The following is a 15,147-nucleotide window of genomic DNA, read 5'->3' on the forward strand; positions in this document are numbered from 1 at the left end:
GCCGACTCCGTCCTCATCGACGAAGCCAGGGTCCCCCTCGTCCTCGCCGGCTCCTCGAGCATCGAGGACGGCAACGAGCGCATCGCCGCGCTCGTCGAGACCCTCCACCCGGGCGTCGACTACGAGATCAGCCCCGACCGCCGCGCGGTGTCCCTGACCGACGACGGCGTCACCCGCGTCGAGGACGAACTCGGGGTCGAGCTCTACGGCGACGGCGCGGCAGACCTCGCCGCCGTCAACCTCGCCCTCTACGCCAAGGCGCTCGTCAAACGCGACGTCGACTACCTCGTCGTCGACGGAGCGATCAAGCTCATCTCCGCCTCCCGCGGCCGCGTCGCCGAACTCCAGCGCTGGCCCGACGGCCTCCAGGCCGCCGTCGAGGCCAAGGAGAAGCTCGTGACCACCGAGAGCGGGGAGATCCTCGACCAGATGACGGTCGAAGAGCTCATCCACGGCTATGCCACCGTGTGCGGGATGACCGGAACGGCGCTCGCCGTCGGCGACGACCTCCGCGAGTTCTACTCACTCGAGATCGTCCCCGTCGACACGCATCTGCCCGTCATCCGCGATGACGAACCCGACCGGCTCTACACGTATCAGGAGTCGAAGGAGCGGGCCATCGTCGAGGAGGTCGTCGAGAACCACACGAAGGGCCGCCCCGTGCTCATCGGCACCTCCTCGGTGGCCGAAAGCGAATCCCTGGCCGCCCGCCTCATCGACCGCGGCGTCGACGTCGCCGTCCTCAATGCCAAGGACGACTCGGCCGAAGCCGCGATCATCGGCGATGCCGGACGCGCCGGCGCCGTGACCGTGTCGACCCAGATGGCCGGGCGCGGCACCGACATCCGCCTCGCCGACGACGAGGTCGCCGAGGCCGGCGGGCTGCTCGTCATCGGCGCCGGACGCTACCTCTCCTCCCGCCTCGACGACCAGCTGCGCGGTCGTGCCGGACGGCAGGGGGATCCGGGATCATCGGTGTTCTTCACAAGCCTCGAGGACGAGCTCCTCACCCGCGTCCCGGAGATCCAGCGCTTCGTCACCGAGGGCGATGAGAACGGATGGATCGAATCGAAGCGGGCCCTCACCCTCGTCGAGCACGCCCAGCGGGTCGCGGAGGGGCAGAACACGGCCCTGCACCGCGACACGTGGCGGTTCAACGAGCTCATGGCCAAGCAGCGCGAACTCGTCCTCGCCCGCCGCCGGGAGCTGCGGGAGGACAACGAGGCGATCGACGAGCTCAGGGAGCGCCTCGGGGACACGGTGACCGACCTCGAGAAGGAGCATTCGACCGACCTCATCGATGAGAGCCTGCGCTCCGTGCTCCTCTTCCACCTCGACGCCCGGTGGGTCGACCATCTCGCGTTCCTCAACGACCTGCGGGAGGGCATCCACCTGCGCACCTTCGCGAAGGAGAAGCCGCACGAGGCGTTCAACACGGAGTCGATCCGCGTGTTCTCCTCGTTCTGGTCCGATGTCCTCGACGACTCGCAGGCCACGGTCGAGGAAGCGGAGTTCACCGACACCGGGATCGACCTCGCCTCCCACGGCCTCAAGCGCCCCTCGTCGACGTGGACCTATCTGACGACGGAGAACGCCTTCGGCTCCGACATCGAGAACATCGTCAAGCGCATCCGCCGCTGAGGCGCCGGCTCGCGAGGCAGGGGTACGCGAGCCGGCGGCTCGCGCGTCGTCGCCTCAGGAGTCGTCGGCGACGACGCCGCGGCGCACCGCATCGATGGTCCGGCGGATGCGCACCGCGGTCTCCGGGGTGACGACCTCGGTGAGCTGTCCGAGGAGGTCGAGCGTCTGCTTCGCCCAGCGGACGAAGTCGCCGGCGGCGATGTCCGTGCCCCGCAGGGACTCGGCGAGGTTCTTGCCCTCCGTCCACCGGTACATCGGAGTGAACAGCCCGCGGTCGGGTTCCGGCGTCGGGGTCAGCGCGTGCTGCTCCTCGAGCCGGTAGAGCTCCTTCCACAGGTCGATCGCCTCATCGCCTGCGACCTTGAGGTCGCGGCTGGGGGCGCGTTCGGCGTGGAAGCTCTCGCTGCGCCGGGCCTGGTAGACGAAGCTCGAGGCGAAGGCCGCGAGTTCGGGTTCCGTGAGCCTGTCCCAGAGGCCGGCGCGGACCGTCAGCGCCACGAGGAGGTCGCGCTCCCCGTAGATGCGGCGCAGCATGTCAGAATGCTCCGGGTCGAACCCGAGCGTCGCCAGCACCTCCTGCACGCGTTCGAAGACGAGGGCGATCGAGGTCGTGCGTCCCTCGATGCGCTTGATGAGCGACGCGTTCTCCTTCTGCAGCTTCGCCGCGCGATTGGCCCACCGGGCGTGCATCTCGCGGTCGGGACAGTCATGGCAGGGATGGGCCCGCAGCCGCGCCTGGAGTTCGGCGACCGTCGTGCTCACCCCGGTGCCCGTCGGGGTCGAGACCCAGTGCGCGTCACGGTCGACGCGGCCGTCGGCGATCGCCTCGGCGAGGATGCCGAGCAGCACCCGCCGGTCGGCGGCCTGCCGGTGATTGAACTTCTTCGGCACCTTGATCCGCCCCATCGAGGCGACCGGTTCGGTGACCTCGTGGGGACGCAGATGCCAGACCTTGCCCTGTTCGGTGAGCACCGTCGGCAGCCGGGAGACCCCGTCGCGGGAGCTCATCGGGGCGATGATCACCGCGGTGCCCTCGACGCGCTTCGTCGGCAGGGTGATGACATCGCCGACCTTGAGCGCGGTCAGCGATTCGACGATGTCCCGCTGCTTCGTCTTCGACTTCGTCCGCGTCTCCTGCTTCTCCGTCTCGGAGATCTGCTGCCGCAGCCGCGCGTACTCGCCGAAGTCGCCGCGGTCGCACTGCATCGACGTCTCGTACGCCGCGATCGTCGCTTCGTTCTTCCGGACCTTCCGGGCCAGACCGACGACGGCCTTGTCGGCCTGGAACTGGGCGAACGAGGTCTCGAGCACCTTCGCCGCGTCGGCGGGACTCATCCGGGAGAGCAGGTTCGCCGTCATGTTGTATGTCGGACCGAACGCCGAGCTCAGCGCGTACGAGCGGTTCGAGGCGAGACCGGCGACCTCGCTGATGTCCATCGTCGGATGCCACACGACGACGGCGTGGCCGATCCGGTCGATGCCGCGGCGGGCGGCGCGGCCGGTCAGCTGCGTGTACTCCCCCGGGGTGATCGACGCATGGGCTTCGCCGTTGAACTTCACGAGCTTCTCGAGGACGACGGTGCGGGCGGGCATGTTGATGCCCAGCGCCAGGGTCTCCGTGGCGAAGACGACCTTGATGACGCCGGCGGAGAAGAGCTCCTCGACGAGTTCCTTGAACTGCGGGATCATCCCGGCATGGTGGGCGGCCACGCCGAGGAGGAGCCCCTCGCGGAACGAGTGGTAGCCGAGGATTCCGAGGTCCTCGGCGGGCAGTTCGTCGCGCAGTCGCTCGAGCGCGGCGTTGACGATGACCTTGTCCTCACGCGTGTTGAGGTCGGCCCCTGTGGCGATGTACTGCTCGACGGCTTCGTCGCAGCCGTTGCGGGAGAAGATGAACATGATCGCCGGCAGCATCCCCGCCTCGGCGAGGGAGGCGACGATCTGCGTGCGGCTGGGCCGGCGGAAGCGGGCCTTGGCCCCGCGCTCGCGCTTCGACCGCGGTCCCCCGTACGTCCGGGTGGCGTGGGAGAGGGCGGGATCGATGCGCTCGGAGTCGTGGTGGGTGAAGAGGTCGTACATGCGGTGCCCGACGAGCGCGTGGTTGACCAGCGGCACCGGACGGTGCGAGGTCGAGATCACCGTCGTCGGCCCGCGGACCTCGCGCAGCCACGCCCCGAACTCCTCGACGTTCGACACCGTCGCCGAGAGCGAGACGACCTGGACGCGTTCGGGCAGGTGGATGATGACCTCTTCCCACACGGGCCCGCGGAAGCGGTCGGCGAGGTAGTGGACCTCGTCGAGGACGACGAAGCCGAGGTCGTCGAGGCCCTCGGGGTCGTTGTAGAGCATGTTGCGCAGCACTTCGGTCGTCATGACGATGATCGGCGCATCGCGCCGGATCGACGTGTCACCGGTGAGGAGGCCGACGTTCTCCGCCCCGTGGACGGCGACGAGATCGGCGAACTTCTGATTGCTCAGGGCCTTGATCGGGGTCGTGTAGAAGACCCGCTTGCCCTCGTCCATCGCGAGGTCGACGGCGAATTCGGCGATGATCGTCTTGCCCGCCCCGGTGGGCGCGGTGACGAGGACGTCCTTGCCCTCCTGCAGTTCGGTGCAGGCCTCGAGCTGGAAGTCGTCGAGGGCGAAGTCGGTGCGGGCGATGAACCGTCCCAGCGGCGTCTGGTCGCGTTCGGCGCGGGCCCGGAACTCCGCATACGCGGCGGCCGGACTCTGGGAGTCGTTCATCGCTGTCCCTTCTCATCGTCGTCGTCGAGTTCGTCCGGGTCGACCCAGACGCCCTGGGCGACGAGCTTGCGCTTGCGTCTGCGGTCGCCGAGCACGCAGATCCCCCACGCCAGGCAGAAGAGCGTGAGCATGGGGATGACGAGGAAGAACATCGACATCGCATCGGGGGTGGGGGTGGCGACGGCGGCGAAGACGAAGGTGATCATCACGATGATGCGCCAGGACTTGCGGATCCGCGTCGCCGAGAGGATGCCGAGCATGTTGAGTCCGACCATGAGGACGGGCAGCACGAAGGCGAGGCCGAAGACGACGATGATGACCATGACGAAGTTGAGGTAGTCCTGCGCCGGGATGATGTTCGTCGCGCCAGAGGGCGTGAACGAGGTCAGGGCCTTGACGGCGTTCGGCAGCGCGAAGAACGCCATCGCGGCGCCCGCGAGGAAGAGCGGGACGGCGGCGCCGAGGAACCCGAACGAGTAGCGCTTCTCCTTCTTCGTCAGGCCGGGGACGACGAACGCCCAGACCTGATAGAGCCAGATCGGGCACGAGATGAAGAGGCCGATGAAGAACGAGAGCTTGATCTTCATGTCGAACGGCGAGGCGACGCCGGCGAAGTTGACCTGCGCCACCCGACCGGTGGAGTCGTTGATCGTCCTCACCGGCTCCTGGAGGATGTCGAGGACCGGGTCGTAGAGGAACCAGCCGCCGATGGCGCCGAGGAGGATGGCGACGGCCGCGATGACGAACCGGTTGCGCAGTTCGATGAGATGCCCCATGACGGGCATCTTCTTCTCAGGGTTCTTCTTCCGTGAGGACAGGCCGCTCCGTTCGCTGTGGGATTTCACTTCTCGCGAGACTGCGGATCCTGGTTCGGCTGCGCCGCGGACGGGTTCGGCGCGGCATCAGGCGTGGTGCGCGGGGCCGACTGGTCGGACTCTCGTCCCAGCTGACCCGGTTCGGTGGTCTTCTCTTCGTTGTCATCGCTGCGGAGGTCCTTGACCTCGGACTTGAAGATCTTCAGCGACTGGCCGAGGCTCCTGGCCAGCATCGGCAGCTTGGGAGCACCGAAGATGAGGATGATGACGATGACCACCACGGCGATGTGCATGGGGCTTAAGTTCATGAGAGCTCCTAGGCTTGTGACTGCTCCTGGCAATTCTACGCTGTGCGGCTGAGCCTTTCATCCGCGCGCGCCGATCAGCCGAGGCGCTCCCGGGCGGCGGCCACCGCGGCCGGCGCGTCGATGGCGGAGACGACGTCGGCATGGCCGAGGAGGAACCGGGCCAGCCAGTCGCGGGAGTGAACGGTGAGACGGATCTCGACGCTGCCGTCGCCGTCGACGCCGTACGTCCGCTCACGGACGTCGAGCTCGTCGGCGAGCCACGCCCCGGCCGCGGTCAGGGTCATCGTCACCTCGGTCGGCGCCTCGGGGGCGGCACCCTCGTGCATCGGCGGATGCGCGGTCTCCGTCCAGGCGCGGATCCGGGACAGGGCGAAGCGGCGCGGGCCCTGCGCGGAGTAGCACCACGCATCGAGATACCAGTCGGCCCCGGGCACGAGCCGCGTGGGGGCGATGGTGCGCGTGGTCAGTTCGTCGCGGGACTCGACGTAGTAGTCGATCTCGACGGCCGCCTCGGCGGCGATGAACCCCTTGAGCGCGCTCATCAGCTCCTCGTCGGCGGGGACGGGATCGACGTCGACGGGGGTGTGGAGGTTCTCCCCTGCCGCGACCCGCAGCTTCGCCGCCGCCGTGCGCACCGCCTCGGCGTCGAGTCCCGGCAGGGCGGCGATGAGCTCGAGGGCGAGGACGAGGACACCGGCCTCCTCGGCGCTCAGGCGCACGGGGACGGAGACCTCCTCGGCGTTGGAGATAAAGATCTTCCCGCCGTCCCACGTCGCGTCGATGAGGTCGTCGGGCATGTGGCCGGGACGACCGGTGACGAAGAGGAGCTCGAGGTCGTCGATGAGGGTCGCCGCGTCGATGCCGAAGTACGCCGCCGTCTCCTCGAGGTCGGCGCCGGGGTGGGCGTCGAGGTAGGGCACGAGGCTGAGCAGCCGGGTGAGCCTCTCACGCGCTGAGGACACTGCGACCTCCCAAGCGGTCGAGGGAATCGGCGATCGTCTCCCGGCGCGCCTGCACCGCGCGGACGAGCTCGGCGGGCCCGCGGACCTCGACGGCGTCGCCGAAGCCGACGATCTCGGCGGCGAGCGTCTGGGCGTCGGAGTACTCGACGATGATGTCCTCGCCGTCCTCGCGCACCCGGCGCCGGCGCAGCGGATCGGCCCGGTGGGCGGCGAGGCGCAGCCGCGCCTCGGTGACGACGGCCATCTCGGTGCTCGCCTGGAGGCTGACCGCGGGCGCGAAGTCGGCGGGGATCTCGTAGTCCCCGGGCTCCCGTCCGCCGAGCTTGGTGAGCTTCCCCTCGATCCGGGTGAGCCGGAACGTGCGTTCGGCACCCCGGTCGAGGTCGAAGCCGATGAGGTAGACCCGGTCCCCGCGGCTGAGCAGGGCGTAGGGTTCGAGGCGCACCTTCCGCGGGCTCTGCCCGGGCTTGTGGTACTTGAAGCTCACCGCTTCCCGGGCGTTGATGTGGTGGAGGGCGGTGGCGAAGTTGACGTTGCCGAGTTTGCTCGCCGCCCCCGGGCCGATGCTCAGCCCCTGCCCGGCGGTGAGCTCGATGCCGAGCGCCCGCAGCTTCGTCAGGGCCTGCGCACTCGAGGCGCCGAGTTCGGTGTCGGACCAGAAGCGCGCGGCCACGGCCACCGCTGCCGCCTCGGCGGGGGTGAGATCGACATCGCCCATCGCATAGTCGTCGGTGGAGATCCGGTACCCGGTCTCCCCGACATCGGAGTACGCGTCGTGCTCGCCGCGGGTCGCGATCGTGATCCCCATGTGCCGCAGCAGCTCCTTGTCGCGGGAGAACTTGCGGTCGAAGGCGGCGTCGTCGAGGTCGCCGTAGCCGTCGATGGCGCTCATCAGGGTCGTCCGGGACACCCAGCCGCGGGCCGCCCGCAGGGCGATGAGCAGGTTCATCAGCCGCTCGGTCTGCTGCCGCTGGCGGCTGGCGCGTTGTGTGTTCACAGCATCCACCGTAACCCACCGCCACAGGGATCGGGCGATAGGGTTGGGACCATGATTCATTGGCGCACAGGCACTGTCGCAGGCATCCGCTCCTCCCGTCCCGGCCTCACCGAGGTCGACGCCGACCTCGATCGGCCGCTGCCGGGCACGGATGTGGCCCGGATCAGGGCGATCGCCTACACCGAGGCGGTCGGCACGCCGCAGGTCGGCGACACCGTCCTGCTCAACGTCTCCGCGCTCGCGAAGCGGCTCGGCACCGGCGGCTTCGGCCTCATCGTGGCGTTGCCCGACCGTCTGCCCGCGGACCCGGCCCCGGGTCCCGGCCATCTCGTCAAGGACCGCTACTCCCCCCTGCAGACGATGGTCCTCGGCGTCGACGATCAGGAGTCGGAGCATCATGAGACCCTCGCCGCGGCGGACTCGATCGACGGCATGCCCGTCGTCGTCGCCGACCTCCACTCCGCGCTGCCGGCGATCGTCGCCGGCATCCGCGCCGTCGATCCGACGCTGCGCATCGCCTACATCCTCACCGACGGCGCGGCGCTGCCGGCCGCGTTCTCCCAGGCCGTGGCCGGTCTCACCGCTGCCGGGTGGATCGCCGGCAGCATCAGCACGGGTCAGTCGTGGGGTGCTGATCACGAGGCGGTGACGATCCACACCGGCCTGCTCGCGGCCAAGCACGTCCTCGGCGCCGACATCGCCGTCGTCGCGCAGGGACCGGGCAACCTCGGAACGGGAACGAAGTACGGGTTCTCCGGTCTCGTCGTCGGCGAGCACCTCAACGCCGCCGCCCTCCTCGGCGGCATCCCCGTCGGGGTGCTGCGGATGTCGAACGCCGACGCCCGGGGCCGGCATTTCGGGATCTCCCACCATACGCTCACCGCGCTCGCCGAGGTGGCCCGTCCGGGCGTGCGGGTGCCGGTGCCCGACTTCGCGACGCTGCCGGAGACCGACCGCGCCGCCATGGATCCCGACCCGCAGGTCATCGCCGAAGTGGTCGCCGACCAGCTGCCGCAGCTGCGCGACCATGAGCTCGTCGACGTCGATCTCACCGGGCTGTGGGCGGCCCTGGAGGACAGCCCCGTGGGCCTGTCGACGATGGGACGCAGACTGCCCGCCGATGCGGCAGCGTTCCTCGCTGCCGCCGCGGCGGGCAGGTATGCGGCGGGGCTCGTCTCCCCCGCCTGAGTCGGCGTCGGCTCAGCGGACGCCTTCGAGGTCGCAGACGAAGATCAGCGACTCGCCGGGCTTGATGACCCCGCCGGCACCCTGATCGCCGTAGGCGAGGTGCGCGGGGATCTGCAGGGTGCGGCGGCCGCCGACCTTCATCCCCTGGATGCCCTGGTCCCAGCCGGCGATGACCATGCCGGAGCCGAGACGGAACTCGAGCGGGGTGCCGCGGTTGTACGAGGCGTCGAACTCCTCGCCCGTCGAGTGGGCGACGCCGACGTAGTTGACGCTCACGGTGTCCCCGGGCTTCGCCTCGGGGCCGTCGCCGATGATGTCGTCGACGATGACGAGCTCCGTGGGAGCCTCCCCGCCGGGGAATTCGACTTCGGGCTTCTGCTTGGCCATGGTGTTCCTCCTTGGTGGTGGACTGCAGCGCCTGACCGGGCGGTCGAGCGCTCGTGCCGTCTCAGCCGTCGGCCGAGAGGATGTCGATGACGAAGATCAGCGTCGCGTTCTCCGGGATCTTCGGCGGGCTGCCGGCCGAGCCGTACCCCTTGTCCGGGGGAATGACGAGGACGATCTGGCTGCCGACCTTGTGCCCGATGAGGCCTTCGTTCCAGCCGTCGATGACGTTGGCCTGACCCACCGGGGAGACGGGGAACGGCTGGCTGCCCTCGGGCCAGTTCGAGTCGAACGGCTGCGACGTGTCGTCCCACAGCCATCCGGTGTACTTCACGGCGACGGTCTGGCCCTCCTTGACCTCGGGGCCGGTGCCCTCGATCGTCGTGAACGACTGGAGGTCGCTCGGCTTGTCGCCGGTGGGAGCGGTGATCTTCGGTTCGCCGTTGTCCTCCCACGTCACGGTCACGGGGTTGCCGGACTGGTCGGCCTCCTCGCCCTCGGCGCGGGTGAGCGGCTGCGAGGTCTTCTCGATGTCGATGACGTAGATGAGCGTCTGGCTCGGCTGACCCTGCTGGGGGCTGCCGTTGAGGGTCATGAGCACCCGGGAGCCGACCTTCTTGCCCTCGATCGCGGTGTAGAGGTCCTCGGAGATCTGGGACTTGTCCATGGGGAACCCGGCGGGCGAACCCGAGTCGTAGCTCGACTCGATGACCTCGCCGGTGACGCCGGAGACCAGCGTCATCTGCGCGGTGACCTGCTCGCCGGCGGCCACCGGATCGCCGTCGCCCTCGCTGAGCACCTTCGCCTCGGTCGATTCGACGACGAGCGGGGCGGTGAACTCCACTGTCGGCTTCTCGCCCGGATCGCCGTCGACGGTGATGTCGTCGAGGCTCGTCGACTTCGCGTCCTGGGCGGGCACGGAGGCCGGAGCGCTCGCTCCGCTGTCGTCGGGCTCGGACGACCCGCAGGCCGAGAGCAGCAGCACGGCTGCCGCGATGGCGCTGAGCACTGTGGTGCGCACGTGGTTCCTTTCGTCGGAATGTTCCAGACGATCCTACAGGCCGGCGATGAGAGCTTCCGCCTGCGGATGCGTCGGAGAGAAGGGATCCTTGAGCGCCACGGCGCGGCCCGATTCGTCGTTGAGGCGCAGGTGGACCCAGTCGACGGTGTAGTCGCGGCGGGCGTCGTGGGCGGCGCGGATGAACTCTCCGCGCACGGCCGCCCGCGTCGTCTGCGGCGGAGCCTCCTTCGCCGCGTCCTGGGCCTGCCGGCTGACGAGGCTCTTCGCCAGGCCCGCCGCCTCGAGTCTGGGGAAGAGCCCGGTGGCCGGGGTGATGTCGTGGTAGGCGATGTCGAGACGCTGGATCTGCGGGTCGCTCAGCCCGATGTCACCGCGGGCCATCGCCCGGTCGATGAGCGTGCGCTTGATCACCCAGTCGATCTCGGTGTCGACGCCCGCGAAGTCCTGCGCCTCGACGGCGGTGAGCATCCGCGACCACAGGTCGATGACGTAGGCGGCCAGCGCCTCGTCGCCGAGGCTGTGGTCACCGGTCTCGACGAGGTGGGCCGCCCGGTCCCGGTAGTCGGCGAGCAGTCCCAGCGGCGTCGTCGTCGACCCGTCGCTGCGTTCGAGGACGGTCCTGCCCGTGAGGTCGCGGGCGATGACGCGGATGTCGCGGACGGGGTGGCGCAGCCCGTGGTCGGGGAGGCGCGCCCCCTGTTCGATGAGGTCGAGCATGAGCACGGCGGAGCCGAGCTTGAGCGCCGAGGTGGCCGTCGACATCGAGGAGTCGCCGACGATGACGTGGAGCCGGCGGTACTTCTCCGCATCCGCGTGCGGTTCGTCGCGGGCGTTGATGATCGGCCGCGACCGGGTCGTCGCCGAGGACAGGCCCTCCCACATGACATCGGAGCGGGCGGAGAGGCCGAAGGTCATGTCCGTGCGCGTGACGTCCTCGTCGGGATGGAAGGAGGAGGTGCGGGGAATGATCGCCCCGGCCCCGACGAGCAGCTGCCGGGTGACGAGGAAGGGCAGGAGCACGGTGGTCAGCCGGTTGAAGTCGAGGCCGCGCCGGATGAGGAAGTTCTCGTGCGAGCCGTAGGAGTTGCCCGCCGCATCCGTGTTGTTCTTCACCATGTGGATCCGCCCGGTCAGCCCGTCGGCGGCCAGGGCCTCCTGCGCCTGATCGAGGAGGTCGATCATCAGCGCCTCGCCGGCCCTGTCCTGGGCGAGCAGGTCGGGCAGCGAATCGCATTCGGCCGTCGCGTACTCCGGGTGGGAGCCGACGTCGAGGTAGAGGCGGGAGCCGTTGGGGAGGAAGACGTTCGACGACCGCCCCCAGCTGACGACCGGTCGGAAGAGGTAGCGGGCGATCTCCTCGGGACCGATCCGCCGCCGGTCCTCCCCCGGGGTGTGGGCGAGCCCGTACTCGGTCTCGAGCCCGTAGATGCGGGCCATCAGTCCGACCTGAGCTCGGCCAGGGCGGCATCGGAGAGCCGCCGGAAGGTGCGATGTCCGGGCACCTCGCGGTCGAGCACGGCGGCTTCGAGGTCGTCGACGGGCAGCGGACCCGAACCGGCGGCCTTGAGCGCCTCGACGCCGAGGTCGACGACCGCGGTGAGCGGCTTGGCGCTCGTGACGATCCCCTTGAGGCGGGCGGTGATCGCATCGGCCTGACCGCCGATGGCCACGTGCTCCGTCTCATCGATGACGGACCCGTCGTAGGTGATCCGATAGAGCTGGTCGGTCGCGGCGGTCCGGCCGAGCTCGGCGACGACGAGTTCGACCTCGAAGGGCTTCGACTCGGTCGTGAACACCCCGGCCAGTGTCTGGGCGTAGGCGTTCGTCAGTCCCCGGGCGGTGACGTCGCTGCGGTCGTAGGAGTAGCCGCGCAGGTCCGCGTAGCGGACCCCGGCCTGCCGCAGCGTCTCGAACTCGTTGTACTTGCCGACGGCGGCGAAGCCGATGCGGTCGTAGATCTCGGCGATCTTGTGCAGCGTCGGCGAAGGGTTCTCGGCGAGCAGGAGGATGCCCGTGTCGTAGCGGAGGACGACGACGGACCGGCCGCGGGCGATGCCCTTGCGCGCGAAGTCCGCCCGATCCTTCATCAGCTGTTCGGGTGAGACGTAGAACGGTGCCTGAGTCATGCCTGTGCCTTCCGCGTCCGCTCCGCGACCACCTCGGCGGCGGTGGCGAGCACCCGGTCGGCGGGGACCTCCCTGACCCCGGTGCCGAGTTCGACGGTGAAGACCGTCGGGGCGAGCTTCCGCACGAAGTCCGGTCCCCCGGTCGCCGAATCGTCGTCGGAGGCGTCGAAGAGGGCTTCGACGGCGACGGTGAGCGCGGCATCGGGCTCGAGTCCGGGCTCCCAGAGCTTCTTCAGCGCACCCCGGGCGAACCCGGAGCCCGAGCCGATCGCGTGGAAGCGGTGCTCCTCGTACTTGCCGCCGGTGATGTCGAAGCTGAAGATCTGACCCTGGGGGCGGGAGTCGTCGACGCCGGCGAACATCGGCACGACGCTCAGTCCCTGCATCGCCAGTCCGAGGTTGCCGCGCAGCATCGCCGCGAGCCGGTTGGCCTTCCCACCGAGGGAGAGCCGGGCGTCCTCGATCTTCTCGTAGTGCTCGAGCTCGAGCTGGAAGAGCCGGATGAGGTCGAGGGCGACACCGGCGGTGCCGGCGATGCCGATGACGGAGTAGTCGTCGGCGGGACGCACCTTCTCCATCGCGTGGGAGGCGATCATGTTCCCGATCGTCGCCCGCCGGTCGCCGGCCATGAGGACGCCGGAGCCGGTGTGGAACGCGACGATCGTCGTCGCGTGCGGCAGCTGCTCGCTCATCGCAGAGCCCTGCGGCTGCGGCAGCGCGTCCGGGGCGAGGTCCCGGATGAGGTCGATGAAGGAGTTGCTCGTCGAGCTGAGGAATGCAGGCGGGAACCCTGCCATCTCATTGGCCGCCCTTCTGCACGAAGTTGCGGACGAACTCTTCGGCGTTGGACTCGAGCACGCTGTCGATCTCGTCGAGGATCGAATCGACGTTCTCGGTGTTGATCTGGGCGGACACCGCCTGCGGCGGATCGACCGGCGGCTCGTCCCCACCGGCGGAGTGGTCCTTGTTGATCTGTTCGTTCGAGCTCATCACAGCCTTCTCTCTTGCGTCTTGGCGCTCAGTCTAGTCACTCCCAGGGCCGTGAGCAGGCCGTCGACGTCGTCGACGCCGGACAGCCGCTCGGCGAGCAGGGCGCGGGTTCCCTTGCGGGGTTCGCTCATCGGCAGGCGCACCAGCCCGGCGGCCCCGGCGTCGAAGACGAGGGAGTCCCAGCTGGCGGCGACGAGGGCGTCGGAGAACCGCGTCACCGCGAGTCCCCTGAGGTAGGCCCGGGTGCCCTCCGGCGGGGTGGTGACGGCGGCCTCGACCTCCTCCGGCGTCGTCAGACGGGTGATCCGCCCGGCCCTCTCGAGCTTGTGGAAGAGGCCCTTCTCGGGGCGCACATCGTGGTACTGGACGTCGATGAGGGCGAGCTTGGGATGATCCCAGGACAGTCCCTCCCGCTGCCGGTAGCCGTCGAGGAGCACCCATTTGGCGACCCAGTCGATCGAATCGGCGAGCGTGGTGGGATCGGTCGCGAGACCGTCGAGGAAGCGACGCCATTCGGCGAGCACCTCCTGCGTCTCCGGGTCATCGCCCGCGTGCTCCCGGCACGCGGTCCAGTAGAGGTCCTGGATCTCCAGGGCGGTCAGGTGAGACCCGTCGGCCAGCGGCAGGCGGGTGCTCAGCTGGAGATCATGGGAGACGTCCCAGAGCGCCTGGAGCGGGTCGGCGAGCTCGATCCGGGGGGCCAGACCCGCCTCGATGAGGCCGAGGACGAGGGCGGTCGAGCCGAACCGGACGAGGGTCGCGGGTTCGGCGAGGGTGGCGTCGCCGATGATGACGTGGAGTCGGCGGTACCGGTCGGGATCGGCATGCGGTTCGTCACGGGTGTTGACGATGGGGCGGCGCAGGGTCGTCTCGAGTCCGACCTGGGCTTCGAAGAAGTCCGCCCGCGAGGAGATCTGGAAGCCGGGGGTCTCCGCTTCGCGGCCGATCCCGACCCGACCGGAGCCGCAGAGGATCTGCCGGGTGACGAAGAACGGGATGAGCCCGGCGACGAGGTCGTCGAAGTCGACGGTGCGGTCGACGAGGTAGTTCTCATGGGTGCCGTAGGAGGCGCCCTTCGAATCGGTGTTGTTCTTGTAGAGGTTGACCGGCGCGTCGGTGGCGGCCAGCCGACGGACGGAGGCCAGGGCGACGAGATCCCCGGCCCGGTCGTAGGCGACGAGGTCACGCGGGGTGAGCACCTCGGGAGAGGAGTACTCGGGGTGGGCGTGGTCGACGTAGTAGCGGGCGCCGTTCTCCGTGACGACGTTGGCGAGGTACTCGGCTTCGACCGCCTCGGCGGGCAGGTGCGTGAGCTGGGAGGCGTCGGCGTCGGCGACGTTCATGAGGAACCCGCGGGCATCGGCGAGCGGGGACTCGGTCTCGAAGTCCCAGAAGCTCTGGGACGACTTGAGACCGCGCGGTCCCGCATATGCGTCGACGACGCGCGCGGAGTCGCGCATCGGGTTCGCCCCGGGGTTGCCCGGCTGGCTCAGCCCGAACTCGGTCTCGGCTCCCATCACCCGGTGCACCGTGATCATGACCTGCTCCCTCCACCGTTAGACTCGCACTCGTGGCTGCGAAGAAATCTCATCTCCCGATCGCCCTAGTCGTCGACCTCGTGCTCGTGATCCTCTTCACGATCATCGGGCATTACACCCACTCTAACGACCTCGACCCGCAGGGCATCGTCACGACCGCCTGGCCGTTCGTCGCCGCCCTCGTCGTCGCGTGGGTGCTCGCCGCGGTGTGGGACCGACCGCTGTCCCCGCTCGCCTCGGGCACGGGGATCTGGGCGATCACCGTGCTGCTCGGCCTCGTCATCCGCGGCCTCACCGGCGCCGGCGGGGATCCCGGGCAGGTTCCCGTGAGCTTCATGATCGTCGCCACGACGCTCAACTTCATCACCCTCGTCGGCTGGCGGGTCATCGCCACCGCCGTCTCCGGCGGCGGCAAGCGCCGCCGCTGAGCCG

Annotated in this window: 15 protein-coding genes; 3 read left to right on the forward strand and 12 right to left on the reverse strand. The window is 69.4% G+C overall.

Annotation, left to right across the window (positions count from 1 at the left end):
* Positions 1 to 1,641: preprotein translocase subunit SecA (locus ABD154_RS05050; RefSeq protein ID WP_344250457.1), on the forward strand; the 1,641-nt coding region annotated here is incomplete at its 5' end.
* A gap of 54 nt (positions 1,642 to 1,695) precedes the next feature.
* Here ABD154_RS05050 and ABD154_RS05055 read toward each other — a convergent pair.
* The 5 genes from ABD154_RS05055 to ABD154_RS05075 all read right to left on the reverse strand — a co-directional run bounded on the left by ABD154_RS05055 (position 1,696) and on the right by ABD154_RS05075 (position 7,468).
* Positions 1,696 to 4,386 (reverse strand): DEAD/DEAH box helicase, encoded by a 2,691-nt coding sequence (locus ABD154_RS05055; RefSeq protein WP_344250459.1) that lies wholly within the window; start codon positions 4,384 to 4,386, stop codon positions 1,696 to 1,698.
* Complete coding sequence (gene tatC, locus ABD154_RS05060) at positions 4,383 to 5,171, reverse strand: twin-arginine translocase subunit TatC (protein WP_171006939.1); 789 nt, start codon at positions 5,169 to 5,171, stop codon at positions 4,383 to 4,385. Before tatC ends, ABD154_RS05055 begins: the two co-directional genes overlap by 4 nt.
* Before the next feature lie 56 nt (positions 5,172 to 5,227).
* Positions 5,228 to 5,509, reverse strand: coding sequence for a Sec-independent protein translocase subunit TatA (gene tatA, locus ABD154_RS05065; RefSeq protein WP_232623596.1), 282 nt, complete (start codon positions 5,507 to 5,509; stop codon positions 5,228 to 5,230).
* 74 nt (positions 5,510 to 5,583) lie between these two features.
* Positions 5,584 to 6,471: a WYL domain-containing transcriptional regulator gene (locus ABD154_RS05070; RefSeq protein ID WP_198498779.1), complete on the reverse strand. Its 888-nt coding sequence runs from the start codon at positions 6,469 to 6,471 to the stop codon at positions 5,584 to 5,586.
* Complete coding sequence (locus ABD154_RS05075; protein WP_232623597.1) at positions 6,455 to 7,468, reverse strand: helix-turn-helix transcriptional regulator; 1,014 nt, start codon at positions 7,466 to 7,468, stop codon at positions 6,455 to 6,457. The genes ABD154_RS05070 and ABD154_RS05075 overlap by 17 nt, the downstream gene beginning before the upstream one ends.
* Before the next feature lie 51 nt (positions 7,469 to 7,519).
* On the opposite strand from ABD154_RS05075, the gene ABD154_RS05080 reads away from it, so the two are divergent.
* Positions 7,520 to 8,656, forward strand: coding sequence for a DUF3866 family protein (locus ABD154_RS05080; protein ID WP_198498780.1), 1,137 nt, complete (start codon positions 7,520 to 7,522; stop codon positions 8,654 to 8,656).
* Positions 8,657 to 8,668: 12 nt separating this feature from the next.
* On the opposite strand, the gene ABD154_RS05085 is transcribed toward ABD154_RS05080, so the two are convergent.
* From ABD154_RS05085 to dop, 7 genes are all read right to left on the reverse strand, one after another.
* Entirely contained in the window at positions 8,669 to 9,043 is a 375-nt protein-coding gene (locus tag ABD154_RS05085; RefSeq protein ID WP_198498781.1) for an FKBP-type peptidyl-prolyl cis-trans isomerase, read from the reverse strand.
* A 61-nt stretch (positions 9,044 to 9,104) separates the two neighbouring features.
* Positions 9,105 to 10,061: an FKBP-type peptidyl-prolyl cis-trans isomerase gene (locus tag ABD154_RS05090; protein ID WP_232623598.1), complete on the reverse strand. Its 957-nt coding sequence runs from the start codon at positions 10,059 to 10,061 to the stop codon at positions 9,105 to 9,107.
* A 33-nt stretch (positions 10,062 to 10,094) separates the two neighbouring features.
* On the reverse strand, positions 10,095 to 11,501 hold the full coding sequence (gene pafA, locus ABD154_RS05095) for a Pup--protein ligase (protein WP_198500973.1): 1,407 nt from the start codon (positions 11,499 to 11,501) through the stop codon (positions 10,095 to 10,097).
* Positions 11,498 to 12,187 (reverse strand): proteasome subunit alpha, encoded by a 690-nt coding sequence (prcA, locus tag ABD154_RS05100; RefSeq protein ID WP_198498782.1) that lies wholly within the window; start codon positions 12,185 to 12,187, stop codon positions 11,498 to 11,500. The genes pafA and prcA overlap by 4 nt, the downstream gene beginning before the upstream one ends.
* Positions 12,184 to 12,984, reverse strand: a complete 801-nt coding sequence (prcB, locus tag ABD154_RS05105) for a proteasome subunit beta (RefSeq protein WP_198498783.1) — start codon at positions 12,982 to 12,984, stop codon at positions 12,184 to 12,186. Before prcB ends, prcA begins: the two co-directional genes overlap by 4 nt.
* A 1-nt stretch (position 12,985) precedes the next feature.
* A complete protein-coding gene (locus ABD154_RS05110) occupies positions 12,986 to 13,177 on the reverse strand; it encodes a ubiquitin-like protein Pup (RefSeq protein ID WP_095375555.1) in 192 nt (63 codons plus the stop codon).
* On the reverse strand, positions 13,177 to 14,715 hold the full coding sequence (dop, locus tag ABD154_RS05115) for a depupylase/deamidase Dop (protein WP_198498784.1): 1,539 nt from the start codon (positions 14,713 to 14,715) through the stop codon (positions 13,177 to 13,179). Before dop ends, ABD154_RS05110 begins: the two co-directional genes overlap by 1 nt.
* Before the next feature lie 32 nt (positions 14,716 to 14,747).
* On the opposite strand from dop, the gene ABD154_RS05120 reads away from it, so the two are divergent.
* Positions 14,748 to 15,143 (forward strand): DUF3054 domain-containing protein, encoded by a 396-nt coding sequence (locus tag ABD154_RS05120; RefSeq protein ID WP_198498785.1) that lies wholly within the window; start codon positions 14,748 to 14,750, stop codon positions 15,141 to 15,143.
* Positions 15,144 to 15,147: the final 4 nt, after the last annotated feature.

Origin of the sequence: Brevibacterium sanguinis (genome assembly GCF_039528855.1) — a bacterium.
GTDB classification, from domain to species: Bacteria; Actinomycetota; Actinomycetes; order Actinomycetales; family Brevibacteriaceae; genus Brevibacterium; species Brevibacterium sanguinis.

Coding starts and splice junctions, on each gene's coding strand:
- ABD154_RS05110 (WP_095375555.1), bottom strand. CDS start 13,177: ATGAGCTCGAACGAACAGATCAACAAGGACCACTCCGCCGGTGGGGAC.
- ABD154_RS05055 (WP_344250459.1), bottom strand. CDS start 4,386: ATGAACGACTCCCAGAGTCCGGCCGCCGCGTATGCGGAGTTCCGGGCC.
- prcA (WP_198498782.1), bottom strand. CDS start 12,187: ATGACTCAGGCACCGTTCTACGTCTCACCCGAACAGCTGATGAAGGAT.
- tatC (WP_171006939.1), bottom strand. CDS start 5,171: ATGCCCGTCATGGGGCATCTCATCGAACTGCGCAACCGGTTCGTCATC.
- dop (WP_198498784.1), bottom strand. CDS start 14,715: ATGATCACGGTGCACCGGGTGATGGGAGCCGAGACCGAGTTCGGGCTG.
- ABD154_RS05080 (WP_198498780.1), top strand. CDS start 7,520: ATGATTCATTGGCGCACAGGCACTGTCGCAGGCATCCGCTCCTCCCGT.
- prcB (WP_198498783.1), bottom strand. CDS start 12,984: ATGGCAGGGTTCCCGCCTGCATTCCTCAGCTCGACGAGCAACTCCTTC.
- tatA (WP_232623596.1), bottom strand. CDS start 5,509: ATGAACTTAAGCCCCATGCACATCGCCGTGGTGGTCATCGTCATCATC.
- ABD154_RS05085 (WP_198498781.1), bottom strand. CDS start 9,043: ATGGCCAAGCAGAAGCCCGAAGTCGAATTCCCCGGCGGGGAGGCTCCC.